Annotated in this window: 17 protein-coding genes and 1 pseudogene; 8 read left to right on the forward strand and 10 right to left on the reverse strand. The window is 57.6% G+C overall.

Features of this window, described 5'->3' with window-relative positions:
• Positions 1-236: 236 nt before the first annotated feature.
• Positions 237-878, forward strand: a pseudogene (locus tag AC1MEE_RS15755) (response regulator transcription factor); the annotation flags it as partial.
• A gap of 178 nt (positions 879-1056) precedes the next feature.
• On the opposite strand, the gene AC1MEE_RS15760 reads toward AC1MEE_RS15755, so the two are convergent.
• The 7 genes from AC1MEE_RS15760 to aroC all read right to left on the reverse strand — a co-directional run bounded on the left by AC1MEE_RS15760 (position 1057) and on the right by aroC (position 7870).
• The gene (locus AC1MEE_RS15760) at positions 1057-2481 is read right to left on the reverse strand and encodes an IS1182 family transposase (RefSeq protein ID WP_480410535.1); all 1425 of its coding nucleotides are present in this window, start codon (positions 2479-2481) and stop codon (positions 1057-1059) included.
• A gap of 228 nt (positions 2482-2709) precedes the next feature.
• A complete protein-coding gene (locus tag AC1MEE_RS15765; RefSeq protein ID WP_480410536.1) occupies positions 2710-3432 on the reverse strand; it encodes a helix-turn-helix transcriptional regulator in 723 nt (240 codons plus the stop codon).
• A 289-nt stretch (positions 3433-3721) separates the two neighbouring features.
• Positions 3722-4405, reverse strand: coding sequence for an acireductone synthase (mtnC, locus tag AC1MEE_RS15770; protein ID WP_480410537.1), 684 nt, complete (start codon positions 4403-4405; stop codon positions 3722-3724).
• An 18-nt stretch (positions 4406-4423) separates the two neighbouring features.
• Positions 4424-4969, reverse strand: coding sequence for a 1,2-dihydroxy-3-keto-5-methylthiopentene dioxygenase (locus AC1MEE_RS15775; RefSeq protein ID WP_480410538.1), 546 nt, complete (start codon positions 4967-4969; stop codon positions 4424-4426).
• A 12-nt stretch (positions 4970-4981) separates the two neighbouring features.
• A complete protein-coding gene (locus tag AC1MEE_RS15780) occupies positions 4982-5596 on the reverse strand; it encodes a methylthioribulose 1-phosphate dehydratase (protein WP_480410539.1) in 615 nt (204 codons plus the stop codon).
• Positions 5593-6741, reverse strand: coding sequence for an MFS transporter (locus AC1MEE_RS15785; RefSeq protein WP_480410540.1), 1149 nt, complete (start codon positions 6739-6741; stop codon positions 5593-5595). Before AC1MEE_RS15785 ends, AC1MEE_RS15780 begins: the two co-directional genes overlap by 4 nt.
• Before the next feature lie 37 nt (positions 6742-6778).
• Positions 6779-7870 carry a chorismate synthase gene (gene aroC / locus AC1MEE_RS15790; RefSeq protein WP_480410541.1) on the reverse strand — a complete coding sequence of 364 codons (1092 nt, stop codon included), beginning with the start codon at positions 7868-7870 and terminating at the stop codon, positions 6779-6781.
• Between the two features lie 183 nt (positions 7871-8053).
• Here aroC and AC1MEE_RS15795 point away from each other — a divergent pair, with 183 nt between their 5' ends.
• Together AC1MEE_RS15795 and AC1MEE_RS15800 are read left to right on the forward strand one after the other, a co-directional pair.
• Positions 8054-9049, forward strand: coding sequence for an alpha/beta hydrolase (locus AC1MEE_RS15795; RefSeq protein WP_480410542.1), 996 nt, complete (start codon positions 8054-8056; stop codon positions 9047-9049).
• A 124-nt stretch (positions 9050-9173) separates the two neighbouring features.
• Entirely contained in the window at positions 9174-9983 is an 810-nt protein-coding gene (locus AC1MEE_RS15800) for a hypothetical protein (protein ID WP_480410543.1), read from the forward strand.
• A gap of 273 nt (positions 9984-10256) precedes the next feature.
• Here AC1MEE_RS15800 and prmB read toward each other — a convergent pair whose 3' ends face one another.
• Positions 10257-11165, reverse strand: coding sequence for a 50S ribosomal protein L3 N(5)-glutamine methyltransferase (prmB, locus tag AC1MEE_RS15805; RefSeq protein WP_480410544.1), 909 nt, complete (start codon positions 11163-11165; stop codon positions 10257-10259).
• A 268-nt stretch (positions 11166-11433) separates the two neighbouring features.
• Here prmB and AC1MEE_RS15810 point away from each other — a divergent pair, with 268 nt between their 5' ends.
• The 5 genes from AC1MEE_RS15810 (at position 11434) to AC1MEE_RS15830 (ending at position 14673) form a co-directional block, all read left to right on the forward strand.
• Positions 11434-12024, forward strand: coding sequence for a cysteine hydrolase family protein (locus AC1MEE_RS15810; protein WP_480410545.1), 591 nt, complete (start codon positions 11434-11436; stop codon positions 12022-12024).
• A 213-nt stretch (positions 12025-12237) separates the two neighbouring features.
• Positions 12238-12558, forward strand: a complete 321-nt coding sequence (locus AC1MEE_RS15815; RefSeq protein ID WP_480410546.1) for a hypothetical protein — start codon at positions 12238-12240, stop codon at positions 12556-12558.
• A 117-nt stretch (positions 12559-12675) separates the two neighbouring features.
• Positions 12676-13233, forward strand: coding sequence for a Smr/MutS family protein (locus tag AC1MEE_RS15820; RefSeq protein WP_480410547.1), 558 nt, complete (start codon positions 12676-12678; stop codon positions 13231-13233).
• Positions 13234-13670: 437 nt separating this feature from the next.
• A complete protein-coding gene (gene folE / locus AC1MEE_RS15825; protein WP_480410548.1) occupies positions 13671-14216 on the forward strand; it encodes a GTP cyclohydrolase I FolE in 546 nt (181 codons plus the stop codon).
• 85 nt (positions 14217-14301) lie between these two features.
• On the forward strand, positions 14302-14673 hold the full coding sequence (locus AC1MEE_RS15830) for a glutathione S-transferase N-terminal domain-containing protein (RefSeq protein ID WP_480410549.1): 372 nt from the start codon (positions 14302-14304) through the stop codon (positions 14671-14673).
• A 215-nt stretch (positions 14674-14888) separates the two neighbouring features.
• Here AC1MEE_RS15830 and AC1MEE_RS15835 read toward each other — a convergent pair whose 3' ends face one another.
• Entirely contained in the window at positions 14889-15278 is a 390-nt protein-coding gene (locus AC1MEE_RS15835; protein WP_480410550.1) for a lysozyme inhibitor LprI family protein, read from the reverse strand.
• Between the two features lie 165 nt (positions 15279-15443).
• A complete protein-coding gene (locus tag AC1MEE_RS15840) occupies positions 15444-16046 on the reverse strand; it encodes a glutathione S-transferase family protein (RefSeq protein ID WP_480410551.1) in 603 nt (200 codons plus the stop codon).
• Between the last annotated feature and the right edge of the window lie 38 nt (positions 16047-16084).

Raw genomic sequence — 16084 nt, forward strand, 5'->3', positions numbered from 1 at the left:
TTTCCTTGAATGTGCGAAGCGTTACCCTGCCGCATTGAGTCGCTGACCAACCCTACCTGCCCACCTACCCACCTGCCCACCTAATAATTATTTGAATTCAGCCTGTTCGGCGCGACTTGCTTACATAGAAAATCGCCACAATTGTTCAAATATTAAATAATGTGTCAGGGCTGACCATGTGGCCTCTTGGGTCAGCCGCGAAGCGCTATACCTCCGTGAGGGCAAAGGACTAACGCATGCGTATTGCGATATTGGACGACGAACCTGCTGAGTTACGCCGGGTCGAGCAGGCACTGCAAGGGATCCCCGGATCAAATGAACCACCGTGGGCCTTGCATTTTTTTGAGCGTGGCGAAGACTTGTTACGGCAACTCAAGCGCGAAACCTTTGATCTGATGATTATTGATTGGCAGCTGCCCGACATGAGCGGGCTGGCACTCTTGCGTTGGAGCCGCGAGCACATGGAGGTCCCTCCGGCGGCAATCATGCTGACGAGTCGTGATACCGAAAGCGATATCGTCCAGGCCTTGAACTGTGGTGCCGACGACTACGTGAGCAAGCCCTTCCGCGCCAATGAGCTCAAGGCCAGGGTCATTGCGGTATTGCGTCGCCATGTCATCACTCGCGCTACAGCCTCAGAGTTATTGAGTTTCAACGACCTTTGTTTCGATGATTCGGAACTGACCGTCACCCGTTCCGGTTTACCGATCAGCCTGACCGAGCGAGAGTACCGTCTGGCACGCTGTCTGTTCAGCAATCTGGGACGGCCATTATCTCGCGAATACCTGTACGAGCGTTTTTGGCCCCATGAAGAAGTGCAGTCATCGCGCCCCCTTGATACTCACATCTATCGACTGCGCAACAAACTCGGACTCACACAGGCTGTGTGAAAACCTGACGATCATGTTTCAAACCAACGCCCCGACTTGTCGGGGCGTTGGTTTTTGGCCTTTGATCCCGAAATCATCGCTGTTCGTTTTCACGTCGCCGGGACAAAGCGTTTTGAGCGCTCCATGGCCAGTCCTGGGACGTTTGTCAGGCGCAAAAAAAGGCTGCTTAGCCCATCTTCGCCATCATTTCACGCGCACCCAGCACATTGATCGCCCTTTTAAAGTTATAGGCAAGCACCGCCAGCGACATCTCTATTCGCGCGCCTTTCAGTTGGCGTAGCAAGAACCGTCCATTGCCCATGATCCATTGCTTGAGGTTGCCGAAGGGGTGTTCAACGATGGACCTTCGTTCAACCATCTTCTCCGGATGCGCCTGCATGCGCTGCTCCATTCGCTCAAAAGCGGCCTCATGCGCATGCCGCGTTACTTTCCGGCGGGAGGTCTTGGTGCACTGACTTTTCAGCGGGCAGTGGGCGCAGTCACTGGGCAGTGCGTGGTAAATACGCGTGCCGCGATTCAGTTGCGTCAGCGTCAGTAGCTTGCCATTCGGGCACCGGTACTGATCGTCCAGGGCCTCATACGTAAACTGGGTGCGGTCAAAGAATTTTACGTCCCCGCCCCGCGTGTTGATCGTTCGATTCAGCGGCACATACGCCGTGATACCCGCGTCTTCACAGGCCTGGAATTGTTTGCCGTGGGAATATCCGGCATCGGCCACTACCGTCAGCTCTGACTGTTGCAGTACTTCTTTAGCCGCTTTGGCCATGGGTTCAAGCTGTTTGCGGTCATCGCCGTCCTGAGTCACTTCGTGGTGCAGGATCAAGCCGTTCTCGGCATCCACCGCCGTCTGCACGTTGTACGCCACGGCCATGCCTTGCGGCGCCCGCATCATCCGCGCCTCGCTTTCGGTGCTGATGAACTGCTCGACTTCCAGCGCCTTCATCACCTGCTGACGGGTCAGGTTGTTGTCTCGTTTGTTGCTCAGACGGGCCAAAGCGGCTTTGACTTTCTGCTTATCCACAGGCTGATCGGCGTCGTCTTTGTCCGCCCGATCAAGCTCCGCCAGGTACTGGGTAATCTTCTTGTTCAGTATTTCCTCATCGCGCTTAAGGTGCTTGAGGCTCATATGACGGCGCTTGGAGGCCACGGCTTTGAATTTGCTGCCGTCGATAGCAACCAGCTTGCCGGCGATTAGCCCCACTTCACGGCAAAAAAGAATGAAGAGTCGGCAGATGGCGGCGAATGCGGCACCGTTGTCTCTGCGGAAATCGGCGATGGTTTTGAAGTCAGGTGCGAGCTGATTGAGCAGCCACATGACTTCGATGTTGCGCAGGCATTCGGCTTCGAGGCGGCGTGACGAACGGATGCTGAGGAAATAGCCGTAGAGATAAAGTTTGAGCAGGTCTGCCGGATCATAGGGCGGGCGCCCGTTGCCCTTGAGGACAGCCTTGTCGAATCCCAGCTCCCGCAGATTGAGCTGGGTGACATAGGCATCAATGACTCTGACCAAGTGGTCTACCGGAATGGATTCTTCCAGCGACACCGGAAAAAGACTGCTCTGATCGCGCGCTATGCCTTGGATGTATGCCACAAAAATGCCCCCAATCTTCCGATGAAGGCATTTTCTTAGACCGTTGCAAGAATTGCCAGGTTTTCACACAGTCTGCACAGCTGAGCGAGGCTGGCAGCTCATGACGATCTACGGCTACGGGTATCGCCTCGAACATTTAGCGGTATAAGCCCGATACACTTGATCGTTTCAGAAGTACTCAAATAGCGGTGAAACCTATTTATTTTGGAACCCTGCCGCTACGCCAAGTCATTTGATAATGCCTTGGCAAAGCGCCTCACCCACCGCCTGCGCTCGATTGGAAACGCCGAGCTTGGAATAGATACTTTTAAAGTGATACTTGACCGTCGCTTCCGAAATATTGCGGATGATGCCGATTTCCCATGCCGTCTTTCCCGCGCGGGCCCACTTGAGGACTTCCAGCTCTTTTTCGGTCAGCGCCTTGGCATGAAGTTTTCGACCTTTGCCGGCCATATGCAGGATGGGCACAAGGTTGCTCAACAGGTACTTGTCTTCGTCGTTGAGCGCACGTCTCATCGAGTTGAGTGAACAGACGGTAATCACCCCTTGATGGGCGCGTTTTTCATTGGAGTAGCCGTAGGACGCGCCCGGCATCAGGTGATAATCCTCGACCACCTCTTTGTAGGTCGGTGTGGGTGGATGACACGCGAAAGCAATGTCCCAGTCCAGAAAACCCAATTGCTCGCGGTAACTGCGGACAACCGGATCGTCCATCATCAATCGCCGATGCCGGTAGATATCACTCCAGATACTGTCCACATTCGAGGTAATGCAGGTCAGCAATACCGCGCCCTTGTACTGATAAAACATGGCCCGCTCACAACAGCATTGGTACCTTAGCCAATCCAGCGCATTTTCAATGGCCTTGTCGCCGTTGCGTTCGGTGATGCTGACCACCATCTGTTGAACAAGCTGGGTCAGATCGGCGTTCAATGTTTCGACACTTCCCATCTATATAGCTCCCTTTTACCCCCGACATATGTCGCTCTAATCTGTCTCGATAAATAAATCATCGACCCACGAAGAGTTGCACAGTAAAAGCGCCTAACGAATAAAATAAATAATAAACAGGCATTACTTACTTACTAACAAGCCTTTTCCTACAAAACAACAAAACAAAACCTACGTACAGTTCGCATATTGGAGGTTTGATACGTGAGCAATGACCCACGGCAACCCCCGTCTATCAAGGGTGGCTGCCGTCAAGGTGCTGCCTTCAAGATGTGAAGCGCAAAAGCTTCTAGAACGCCGACAGGTCAATCACCGCAAAACTGGCGACATTGGCGTGCCCAACCAACTCGCCGCCGTTGCGCACCAATCCACAGGTAGCCATGCCCGCTTGTTGCGCAGCATCGAGCTCTTCGACGATATCGGACAGAAACAGGATCTGCTCTGCCGGACAACCTATCGCTGCGGTAATGCTGCGATACGACTGCGGCTCGCGCTTGGGGCCCGAGGTGGTATCGAAGTAACCGCTGAACAAGGGCGATAGATCTCCCGCCACGGAGCAGCCAAAAATCAGCTGTTGGGCTTGAATCGAACCCGAAGAGTAGACATACAGCTCATAGCCTTCCAGATGCCAGCGCTTGAGCGCCTCGACCGCATCCGGGTAGACATGTCCCCTCAATTGACCTGCGCGATAGCCCTGCTCCCAGACCATACCTTGCAGGGCCTTGAGCGGCGTGGCCTTGCGGTCTTCGGCAATCCACTCGATCAGGATTTCGATCACTCGATCGATGTCAGCATGGGGCTCGGCGGCGTCCTGGCGCACCGCCTGCAGCTGCAAGGCCACCGCAGGTTGCGTGGCTTCCTGGCGAACAAAGTCCGGCAGATGCTGTGCCGCGTAAGGGAACAACACCTCGAACACGAAACTCACCGCGCTGGTGGTGCCTTCAATGTCGGTAAGGACAGCTGTGATGGACATGTAAACCCCCGCGTCTTTTTAGTCTTCAAGCCTTGGAAAATAACTGGCGATTTCTTCGCCGGTGAACTTTGCCACCCAACCTTCAGGGTTGTTGAACAACCTGATCGCCACAAAATGCGGGTTTTCGCCCATGTCGAACCAGTGACGAGTGCCGGCCGGGACCGAGATCAGGTCATTTTTTTCGCACAGCACGGCATACACGTAATCGTCGATGTGCAGCGTGAACAAACCACGACCGGCCACGAAAAAACGGACTTCGTCTTCGCCATGCTGGTGTTCATCCAGAAACTTGGCGCGCAATTCGGCTTTCTGCGGGTGGTCGCGGTCAAGGCTGATCACATCTACCGTGATGTAACCACGCTCGGTCATCAACTTATCGATCTGCACTTGATAGGCAGCGATCACTTCTTCCTGGGACGCGCCCGGGGTGATTGGTGCCGCGGCTTGCCAACGGTCGAAGCCGACGCCGTGTTCGGCCAGGGTCGAGGCGATGTCGTCCAGGTGGGTCAACACCTTGTTCGGCAAATCAGGGGTGGAAACGTGATAAACGGACAGGCTGCTCATAGCGGCAATTCCTCAACGGTTCAGTAGCGAGCGGGTCTTGAGCTCACACTCGAACAAAAATTCGAACGCTTCGATCTGGCGCAAGGCGTCGCTCATTCGCGCGCCCCAGGTGTAAAGGCCATGACCGCGAATCAGGTACCCAGGGCATTCGGGATGGGCGTCAAGCCAAGGCTGCACCTTTGCCGCCAGGCGGGCAATGTCCTGGTCATTGTCGAAAATCGGCACAACGACCCGGGACTCATGGGTCACCACATCAGTAAACGCTTTCTGCAGCTCGTAACCCTCGAACACCAGATGATCGGCCGGTGTCAGGCGTGACAACACCGTAGCGTTGACCGAGTGGGTGTGCAGCACGGCGCCGACCTGCGGTTTGCAGCGGTACAGCTGGGTGTGCAGCAAGGTCTCGGCCGACGGTTTTTTACCCGGTTCCAGGCTGTTCCCGGACAGGTCGGTGACCAGCACATCATCAAGGCCCAACTGACCTTTATGTTTGCCCGACACCGTTAACAATGCCGCGGTCGCCGACAAGCGGGTCGAGTAATTGCTGCTGGTGGCCGGCGACCAGCCACGGCCATATAAAAAGCGTCCGGCGTCGATGATTTCCTGGGCGAGTTGTTCGTGGGTCATGCCCTGTCCTCTTTCATTCGTGTAGCAATCATGGCGGCAGCGGCCAACGCCGCAAGGCTGGCAATACTGAACGTCCAGTTCGGTCCCAGTACATTCCAGCTGTAACCGGAATACAACGCACCCAAGGCACCGCCCGTCCCGGCCAGCGCGGCATATAGGGCCTGGCCCTGACCTTGCTGCCGAGGGCCAAAGCTACGCTGCACGAAATGGATGGCAGACGCGTGAAAACTGCCAAACGTGGCGGCGTGCAGGATCTGGGCAACTATCAATACGGGAAAATATTCGGCGAAACTGCCCAACAACAACCAACGCAACGCCGCCAACAAAAAGCTCGCCAGCAGCACATGGCGCACGGGAAACCGCTGCAAAATACGGCTCATCGACAGGAACATCAGTACTTCGGCCACCACGCCCAACGCCCAGAGCAGACCGATGACACTTCGACTGTAGCCCAAATGCTCAAGATGCAGGGTCAGGAAGGTGTAATAAGGGCCGTGGCTCAGTTGCATCAGCGCAACGCTGGCATAAAACGCCAGAACGCCGGGGCGGGCAAGCTGCTTGAGAAATCCGCCAGCAGTCAATGGCTGCACCGAGGGTGCAGGTTGCGCATTGGGCACCCACCAACTGCTGGCGACGATGCCGGCCATGATCAACAGCAGCGCCTGCGGATATATGTCCAGGCTGAACCACTCGAACAGCCGCCCCAGCGCCACGACGGTGAGGATGAAGCCGATGGAACCCCAGAGCCGAACCTGACTATAGCGGGCGGTCTGCCCTTGCAGATGCGCGAGGGTAATGACTTCGAATTGTGGCAACACGGCATGCCAGAAGAAGGCGTGCAAAGCCATGACCATCGCCAGCCAGGCGTAACTCTTGCTGAACAGGATCAGGGAAAAGGTCAGCAGCGTGCAGATCGCCCCAAAACGCACGATCGCCAGACGGCGCCCGGTGTAGTCCCCCAGCCAGCCCCAGATATTGGGTGCGACACAGCGCATCAACATGGGGATGGCCACCAGTTCACCAATGCGCGCGCTGGAAAACCCCAGGTGATCGAAGTACAGCGCCAGAAACGGTGCCGTCGAACCGAGCAAAGCAAAGTAGAACAGATAGAAGCTGGACAGCCGCCAGTAAGGGATCGAAGCCACGACTAAAGCGCCGTGGCAGCGTCACCGCCATCGGGCATTACAGTTGGTCCAGAACGGGAGTCGACACCTGCACATCGGCGTTCTGCCCGCGATTGCGCAGAAAATGATCCATCAACACGATGGCCATCATCGCCTCGGCAATCGGCGTGGCACGAATGCCGACGCACGGATCGTGGCGGCCTTTGGTAATGACCTCGACCGGGTTGCCATGGACGTCGATGGAACGCCCCGACGTCGTGATGCTTGAGGTCGGCTTGAGCGCCAGATGAGCGACAATCGGCTGCCCCGAAGAAATCCCGCCCAGAATGCCGCCCGAGTTGTTCGACAGGAAACCCTGCGGCGTCATCTCGTCGCGATGTTCGGTGCCACGCTGGGCGACGCTGGCGAAACCGGCACCGATCTCCACGCCCTTGACCGCGTTGATGCTCATCAGCGCGTGAGCCAGTTCGGCATCCAGACGGTCGAAGATCGGCTCGCCCAGCCCCGGCTTGACGCCTTCGGCCACCACGGTGATCTTGGCCCCGACCGAGTCCTGATCCCGACGCAATTGATCCATGTAGGCCTCAAGCTCCGGCACTTTGTCCGGGTCCGGGCAGAAGAAAGCGTTCTGCTCCACCGACGCCCAGGTCTTGAACGGGATTTCGATCGGCCCCAACTGGCTCATGTAACCGCGAATCTGGATGCCCTGGCTGGCCAGGTACTTCTTGGCGATGGCACCGGCCGCTACGCGCATGGCCGTTTCACGAGCCGAGCTGCGACCGCCGCCGCGGTAATCGCGCAGGCCGTATTTGTGGTGGTAGGTGTAATCGGCGTGGGCCGGACGGAACAGGTCCTGAATCGCCGAGTAATCCTTGGACTTCTGATCGGTATTGCGAATCAGCAGGCCGATGGGGCAACCGGTGGTCTTGCCTTCGAAGACACCCGAAAGAATCTCGACTTCATCGGCTTCCTGGCGTTGAGTGGTGTGGCGGCTGGTGCCGGGTTTGCGACGATCCAGATCGCGCTGCAAGTCTTCCAGCGACAGTTCAAGCCCGGGCGGGCAGCCGTCAACGATAGCAACCAGTGCTGGACCGTGGCTTTCGCCAGCAGTGGTTACAGTGAACAGCTTGCCGTAGGTATTGCCGGACATGCAGGGCGCTCCGCGAAAAATCAGCCAAAACAATCAGTCAAGTTATCAATCAAGCTATAAAGCAAAATCGCAAGTGCGCCAGTATACGCAGGCTGCCTGAGTAGTTCATCCTTCAAGCGTATTACCGAACCTTATGCGTATGGACGCGTCCAATCGGCACTTCTACTGAACGTGGCCTTCTAGATGTTACGAGTCACCGCCTTAATCCGAGCTGCTATCGTGATCCTTCCGCTGCTGACCGGCCTGGCACAGGCCGCCCCACAGGCCGCCGCCCCTCCGACGGTCGTGTTGCAACGCCCCATCAGTCTGGACACCGGAACCGGTGAGCTGTTTGGCACGCTGGTGCTGCCCAAGTCCGACGTCCCGGTGCCCGTGGTATTGATCATCGCCGGCTCCGGCCCCACTGACCGCGATGGCAACAACGTCGACGGCGGTCGAAACGACAGCATGAAGCGTCTGGCGAAAATCCTCGCCAAGCACAACATCGCCAGCGTCCGCTATGACAAACGCGGCGTGGCCGCGAGTACAGCGGCGACGCCCGATGAGCGCAACCTGAGCATCGAAGCCTATGTGGCCGACGCGGCGGCCTGGGGACAGAAGCTCAAGACCGACCCACGCTTGGGGCAACTGATTCTGCTGGGGCACAGCGAAGGCGCGCTGGTCGCCTCCCTCGCCGCCAAGCAAGCCGGGGCTGCGGCGGTGATTTCCATCGCGGGCACCGGGCGCCCGGTCGATCAGATTTTGCGCGAGCAGCTGCAATACCGTCTGCCGCCACCCCTGCTTCTGCGTAGCGAACAGTTGATCGAGTCGCTCAAGGCTGGCCACACCGACGACAACGTGCCACCCGCCCTGACAGTGGTGTTCCGTCCAAGCGTGCAGCCGTATCTGATTTCGCTGTTCCGTCAGGACCCGGCCGCCGCCTTTGGCAAACTGCAAGTCCCGGCCCTGATCATTCAAGGCAGTCATGACATTCAGGTGGGTGTCGGCGACGCCGAGCTGCTCCACGCGGCCAAACCTGACGCAGAAATGGCGCTGATCGACGGCATGAACCACGTTATGCGCATCGTACCCAATGACATCAAGCGCCAGTTGGCGTCCTACAAAGACCCGCAACTCCCGCTCGCCAGTGAGCTTTCAACCCGCATCCTGCGCTTTATTGACGCCTTGCCCGCCGCGTAACAGGCATTGGCCGGTGCACAAACCGGCCAACACCCTTCAGTCCTGAAAGAAACGGCCGATAGCGCAATGCTGGCACCGAGTTTGCTCCGTGTGCTAACTAATGCCTGGCCACAGGATTGCCGCCATGACCGACATTCAAGCCTCACCCGACGCCGAAACGAAAACGGAAACGGAAACGGAAGCCGTTGCACCGGATCCAGCCAGCTTGCCCTGGGCGGACGTTCAGCCGGAGCATTTTCAAATGCTGCGTCTTGCGCCACTCCAGACTGACCGGGCCACCGGCGCGCGCCCGTTGCGCTTCGTGCAATTCGGTCGCGTCGAGCGCCACAGTAAAGAACACAGCCTGTTGCGCATGGACATCCAATTGCCTGGGCAACGGGTGCGCAAGGAGCAGAACCATCTTGACGTATGGGTCGACCACAGCACCCACCAGGTCAGGTTCGGCCCTGAATCGGGGTTGCAGATCGAGCCATGGAATCGTGGGATCGGGCGTTATCTGATGGCCCAGGGCATTCACTGGGCGCAGAAAAAGTGGGCGAATTACCAGGTCGACGAGGTCGCACTTGCCAGCAAAGATGCGCTTAACGAAGACACTCGCCTGCGTCGCGATCATTTCTTGCGCAGCCAGGGTTTCGACGTTGCCTACGCCGATGCCCAGCACATGAAGGGCACCGTCAAAGAGGTGCGGGTCGCCGAACTGCACAGCACCTGGAACAGTGAAAAGGTCCAGAAGGTGGAGATTCTCGACGCCGCCAACATGCTCCAGCAGGCCGAACAGAACTTGCTGGAACAAGAAGTCAAATTGCGCGCGCAGGATGAGAAAGTCACCCGGTTCAAACGCGAAGACACCGGTTTGCGCTTCACCATCGCCTGCCTGGTGGCTTTCGCGGTGTTCCAGGCCGGGCTATTGATCTGGATTGCTACCCACCGCTGAAGCTTCGCAGATCCTCTGTAGGAGATGCCGCCCGTCTTCGACGCTGCGCTGTCGCGCAGCAAACTGGGTCTCGATTCTGCCCGGAGGGCGTAGGAGCTGACTTGTCTGCGAATAAGGGCCGAAGGACCTTCCGACGATGGTGGATTCACCATTTTTGCCAGCGCTTCGCACTGGATCGCAGACAAGTCAGCTCCTACAGACCAAGTTTGCTGCGCGACAGCGCAGCGTCGAAGACGGGGCGGGTTCTCCTACAGGTGATCGTGCATCAGACGGTCAGACCCGCGACGCAAACAACGCTTGATGCTGGCGGCACTGCTCGGCCGTCAGCATGAACACGCCGTGGCCGCCACGCTCGAACTCCAGCCAGGCGAAGTCGACTTCCGGGTACAGCGCCTCGACGTGAATCTGGCTGTTGCCGACTTCGACGATCAACAACCCCTTCTCGGTCAAATGCTCCGCCGCCTGACTGAGCATGCGCCGCACCAGATTCAGACCGTCATCGCCGCAGGCCAGCGCCAGTTCCGGCTCATGCTGATATTCGTCAGGCATGTCGGCGAAATCTTCAGCATCGACATACGGTGGGTTGGACACGATCAGGTCGAATCGCTGCCCCGGCAAACCGTCGAAACCATCGCCCTGCACGGTATAGACGCGCTCATCCAGACCATGGCGTTCGATGTTCTGGTTGGCCACTTCCAGCGCTTCGAAGGAAAGGTCGGCCAGTACCACTTCAGCGTCGGGGAACTCGAACGCACAGGCAATACCGATACAACCGGAGCCCGTACACAGGTCGAGAATCCGTGCCGGGTCTGCTGCCAGCCACGGCTCGAAGTGTTTGTCGATCTGCTCGCCAATCGGCGAACGAGGGATCAGCACCCGCTCGTCAACGATGAACGACAAGCCACAAAACCACGCCTCGCCCAGCAGATAGGCGGTCGGAATGCGGTCGTCGATGCGACGCTTGAGCAAGCGTTGCAAATTGACCAGCTCGTCGTCTTCCAGACGGCAATCCAGGTAGCTGTCGGCAATTTCCCAGGGCAGATGCACAGCACCGAGCACCAGTTGCCGAGCTTCATCCCAGGCATTGTCGGCGCCGTGGCCGAAAAACAGATCCTCCCCGTGGAAACGGCTGACGGCCCAACGGATGTGGTCGCGCAGGGTGCGCAGGCGGGAAGTGATCACAGGCAGACTCCTTAAAAAACGACGGGCGATTCTAACAGCCATGGCCCGAACAAACGATGGTTGAAGCCGAGATTGAGGGGCGATTGAACTGACACGCCGCGTTGACGTTTTTTTGCCCGACGCAGCCGTTTTACCCGCAAAATGCCGCTTGCCGCGCTTCGATGATCCGCTCGCAGACCAGCAACCACGCCGCTTGCAAGTATTGCCATTCACAGAACCGCTCAGGCGGGGGACAATGCCGCAATAGCCCCACACAAAGGAGCCCCAGATGTCCGATCCAAAAACGATGTTTCAACTCAGTGGCCGTGGTTATGCACCGGCCAATTTGAGCCATGCCACCCTGATCATTATCGATGCGCAAAAGGAGTACGTCAGTGGTCCGCTGGCGCTCTCCGGCATCGATGAGGCCGTCGCCAATATCGGCAAACTGGTAGAGGCTGCCCGTGCGGCGAATCGACCCATTGTTCATATTCGCCATCTTGGCACCGTGGGCGGCCTGTTCGATCCGCAAGGTGAGCGCGGTGAGTTCCTCCCGCAACTCTTGCCTCAGGGCGCAGAGCCTGTGATCGAGAAGCGCCTGCCAAACGCCTTCAACGGCACGGGGCTGGATAACCTGCTGCAAGGCCTCGGCCATCTGGACCTGATCGTGTGTGGCTTCATGAGCCATTCGAGCATCAGCACCACCGTGCGCGCGGCCAAAGACTATGGCTATCGCTGCACACTGGTGGAAGACGCCTGCGCGACCCGCGACCTGCCCAGCAAGCGCGGCGTGATCAGGGCCGAAGTGGTTCACCAGACCGAGATGGCGATCATGGCCGACAACTTTGCCACGCTCGCGTTGACCGAAGATTTGATCTGAGTCCAGCCAGATTCATCAGGAGCTGACCAGCCGTGTGGACCCTCACCGCTCCGGCAGTTCCTGCAAAAGACATCGAGGCTGACCATCCGCAGATGACTGCGTCCATATAGCCGCCCATCCATTAATCCCTCGCATTTGCCTTTGAATTCCCTAAAGCGGGAACCAGCCGGTCATATACTGGTCAGAGCGCCGATACCCTGAGAGGAAATCGGAATGAAGAAATCCGGTGGTTTCGATGCTCGTCGCCTGCGCCCAAAAGGCCCAAGCAACTGGCGGATGCGCTTCGGCGCTGCATTTGCTGCACTGTTAGCCACCTTCGGCGTCTTGCTGGTGATGGCCGGTATTGCCAGTCTGATTGGCCACCCGCCAGCACTGGGCGAACTCAACGCCAGCCCGGCCGGTGCCAGCCTGGTCGTGGTGGTCGGATTATTCCTGGTATATATCGGTGTCTGGATGTGGCGTCGCTGCCGTCGTCGCATGCGTCAACCCAGCGCACTGAACATGGCCCCGCACCTGATGAAAAAGCACGACTGAGCCCGCCTCCCTCTTCGGACCGCAGCGTCAAACCACCGCGCGGCAGATCAATAACGTTTTAGTCGCGCCGAGCAAGGCGTGACTTGGGTAAACTAGCCCTCCTGCGCGGAGGCTCACATGCAAGACGACGATTTTTCCCTGTTCAAGAACGAGATCCGCGGCGTAAAGCCGATCAAGCACGATCACGCCGATATCGGTAAACCCAAAACCGACCGTAAACACCTGGCCAAATTGCGCCAGGCCGCAACCGTGCGCACCGATTCGGTGACGGTCGATGGCCTGTCAGATCAGTTCGTGATTGATGTCGGCCCGGAAGATGATTTGAGCTGGGCCCGTGACGGGGTTCAGGAAGGTCAGATGCGCAAGCTCAAGCTGGGTCAGATCAGCTTCGAAGGCAGCCTGGATTTGCACGGTATGAGCGTCGAGATGGCGCGGGAAACGCTGTGGGAGTTCCTGGCCGAAGCGACCAGGCTGGAAATCCGCTGCGTGCGGGTAACTCATGGCAAGGCTGTGCGCCTGGATGGTAAACGTCCGATGATCAAAAGCCACGTCAACACCTGGCTGCGCCAGCACCCGCAAGTACTGGGTTTTACCTCATGCCTGGCTAAACACGGTGGCGCCGGCGCGGTCTACGTCATCCTCAAACGGACAATGATGGAAGGCCGCGACGAGTAGTCCCTCCAGGTCGCGGCCTTCTATGGTTTCGGGTCAGTCAGGCTCTTCGAGCGTCCAAGCCTGACTGAATCAACTGCACTCAGCGCCGAGGGCCGTCAAAGTAACGATGATCGTGCCAACGACCACCATCATGCCAAGGTCCAAAGAAACAGCCCGACATGGACGACAATATCGCAACCACAATCGCCACTTTTACTATTCGACTCATCAGATTCACTCTCTTCACGACAGGTATTTGTTACCTGATACTTCAGACATCGAATGCGTGCGTATCGCCAACCGACGACTGTAAAGGTTGGGTAAAGATATGAATTCGTTGCACATAATTCCCTCTCGTTGCCGTCACTGATCTGTTTGTAGGCCCGCAGCCATACACCTGCCCGCACGCGTACGCTACTATGTGCCCCATTATTGAAACCCACACGGAACACAGCCCTGTGACACTGGAACAGAATTACACCGCGATACTGGGCAAACTCGGCGAGGACGTCTCCCGGGAAGGCCTGCTCGACACGCCAAAGCGTGCAGCCAAAGCCATGCAGTATCTCTGTCGCGGCTATGAACAATCCCTGGAAGAAGTCACCAACGGCGCCCTCTTCAGCTCCGACAATAGCGAGATGGTGCTGGTCAAGCACATCGAGTTGTACTCGTTGTGCGAACACCATTTGCTGCCATTTATCGGCAAGGCTCACGTCGCCTACATTCCAAACGGTAAAGTGCTCGGCCTGTCGAAAGTCGCGCGGATCGTCGATATGTACGCCCGCCGCCTGCAAATCCAGGAAAACCTCAGCCGCCAGATCGCCGAAGCGATCCAGCAGGTCACCGGTGCACTGGGTGTGGCCGTGGTCATCGAAGCCCAGCACATGTGCATGATGATGCGTGGCGTCGAGAAGCAGAACTCGTCGATGATCACGTCGGTGATGCTCGGTGAATTCCGCGAAAACGCCGCAACCCGCAGTGAATTCCTCAGCCTGATCAAGTGATCCGCGGTTCAGGCGCGACCCAGACGCCTGTCTGCTGCGCCTGAACGATTTCACGCCCGTTTACCCCCTACCGCGAGGCTTTATTGTGTTCATGAAGGCATTAAGGGTTGGCCTGGGCCAGCTCGTCCTCTTTATCGATTTCATCACCCGTCCGGGCAAGAAACAGCGTGCACCCGCGGCCCAGGCCGGCGTCGAGCGATCGGCCAAAGACCTGACGCTGTACCAGTTCCACGCCTGCCCGTTCTGCGTGAAGACCCGTCGCGCCCTGCGCCGCCTGAACGTTCCCGTGGCTTTGCGTGATGCGAAAAACAATGAGCTGGATCGCCAGACCCTGCTCAGCGAAGGCGGCAAGATCAAAGTACCTTGCCTGCGCATCGAAGAAGCCGGGAAGACCGTATGGATGTATGAATCCAAGGTCATCATCGACTACCTGCAACAGCGCTTCGCGGCGGTCTGAATCATAAATCACCTGTAGGAGATTCCGCCCCGTCTTCGACGCGGCGCTGTCGCGCAGCAAACTGGAGCCCGATTCTGCCCGGAGGGCGTAGGAGCTGACTTGTCTGCGATCGGCTGCGAAGCAGTCGTAAAATGGCTGGATTCACCACCGTATGAAGGTCCTTCGGCCCTTTTCGCAGACAAGTCAGCTCCTACATGGGGTTTGCCTACGAAGACTCAGTTCGGACATCCCTCCGCCCGACAGGCTACGTAGGCTTTCAACTGCTCCACCCGCTGCTGGGTGAGTGAAGCCAGGCACTGGGCATGCAGCAACGGCCAGATCGAACCGGATTCCTCTGGCTTGCCCACCTGATACAAACAATCGGCGTCACGAAACGCGATCCACTTGAGCTGCGCATTTTTCAATGCCTGCTTTTGATCGGGGTTCTTCAGATAGGTCATCTGCGTCTGATATTGCTTGTTCAGGTCAGCATCCAGCTTGGACAGATCACCGCCTGCACAGGCGTTCATGGCCGTCTGGTCAGCGTCGCAGTCGTCAGCCAGGGCGACTTGCATGTCCGCCCAACCAATGCCCATCGCGATCAAGACCATCATCAAATAACGCATGGTGGATACTCCTTCCTCCAGAAATAACATTCAGCCCAGGCCAAACGGGCGCGCAGACTAAAACAACCTCTATGCGCCAACAAAGGCCTATCTCGTTACAGAAAATTCCAGACATAAAAAAACCGGTCTGTTCGTGCCAGACCGGTTTTTTTTGTGCGCCCTGGATCAGTCCAGCATCCCGACATACCCCGGCTGCTGCGTCACCCGTTCCAGCCACTGCTGGATCGCAGGGTAGGACTCAAGATCGAAGCCGCCTTGATGGGCGACATGGGTATAGGCGTAGAGCGCGATGTCGGCGATGGAGCACGTATCCCCCACCAGGAACGGCGTACGCTGGAGTTGTTGCTCCATGACCTTAAGCGCCCGGTAACCGGCTTTGTGCAGGGTGCGGTATTCCTTCATCCGCTCTTCTGGCATCCCGAGGTAGAACTGGATAAACCGGGCAACTGCGATGTAAGGCTCGTGGCTGTACTGTTCGAAGAACTGCCACTGCAATACCTGCGTGCGCAGGCGCGGTTCGCCGGGCAGGTATTGGCTGCCGTCGGCCAGGAAGTTCAGGATGGCATTGGATTCCCACAGGAAGGTGCCGTCTTCAAGCTCCAGCACCGGGATCTTGCCGTTGGGATTCTTCGCCAGAAACTCGGGGGTCTCGGTTTCACCGCCGAGGATATCCACAGCCACCCATTGATACTCGATGCCCAACAGATTGAGCATCAATTTGATCTTGTAGCAGTTGCCTGAGTTGTAGTCGCCGTAAACCTTGTACATCACCCTTCTCCCCCACTACGTATTCATGCCTGAGTATT

This window comes from Pseudomonas sp. ASL3 (assembly GCF_056680425.1).

Excerpts from the sequence above, each read along its gene's own strand:
- AC1MEE_RS15765 (WP_480410536.1), bottom strand. The coding sequence starts at position 3,432 with ATGGGAAGTGTCGAAACATTGAACGCCGATCTGACCCAGCTTGTTCAA.
- mtnC (WP_480410537.1), bottom strand. The coding sequence starts at position 4,405 with ATGTCCATCACAGCTGTCCTTACCGACATTGAAGGCACCACCAGCGCG.
- AC1MEE_RS15775 (WP_480410538.1), bottom strand. The coding sequence starts at position 4,969 with ATGAGCAGCCTGTCCGTTTATCACGTTTCCACCCCTGATTTGCCGAAC.
- AC1MEE_RS15780 (WP_480410539.1), bottom strand. The coding sequence starts at position 5,596 with ATGACCCACGAACAACTCGCCCAGGAAATCATCGACGCCGGACGCTTT.
- aroC (WP_480410541.1), bottom strand. The coding sequence starts at position 7,870 with ATGTCCGGCAATACCTACGGCAAGCTGTTCACTGTAACCACTGCTGGC.
- AC1MEE_RS15795 (WP_480410542.1), top strand. The coding sequence starts at position 8,054 with ATGTTACGAGTCACCGCCTTAATCCGAGCTGCTATCGTGATCCTTCCG.
- AC1MEE_RS15800 (WP_480410543.1), top strand. The coding sequence starts at position 9,174 with ATGACCGACATTCAAGCCTCACCCGACGCCGAAACGAAAACGGAAACG.
- AC1MEE_RS15810 (WP_480410545.1), top strand. The coding sequence starts at position 11,434 with ATGTCCGATCCAAAAACGATGTTTCAACTCAGTGGCCGTGGTTATGCA.
- AC1MEE_RS15815 (WP_480410546.1), top strand. The coding sequence starts at position 12,238 with ATGAAGAAATCCGGTGGTTTCGATGCTCGTCGCCTGCGCCCAAAAGGC.
- AC1MEE_RS15820 (WP_480410547.1), top strand. The coding sequence starts at position 12,676 with ATGCAAGACGACGATTTTTCCCTGTTCAAGAACGAGATCCGCGGCGTA.
- AC1MEE_RS15835 (WP_480410550.1), bottom strand. The coding sequence starts at position 15,278 with ATGCGTTATTTGATGATGGTCTTGATCGCGATGGGCATTGGTTGGGCG.
- AC1MEE_RS15840 (WP_480410551.1), bottom strand. The coding sequence starts at position 16,046 with ATGTACAAGGTTTACGGCGACTACAACTCAGGCAACTGCTACAAGATC.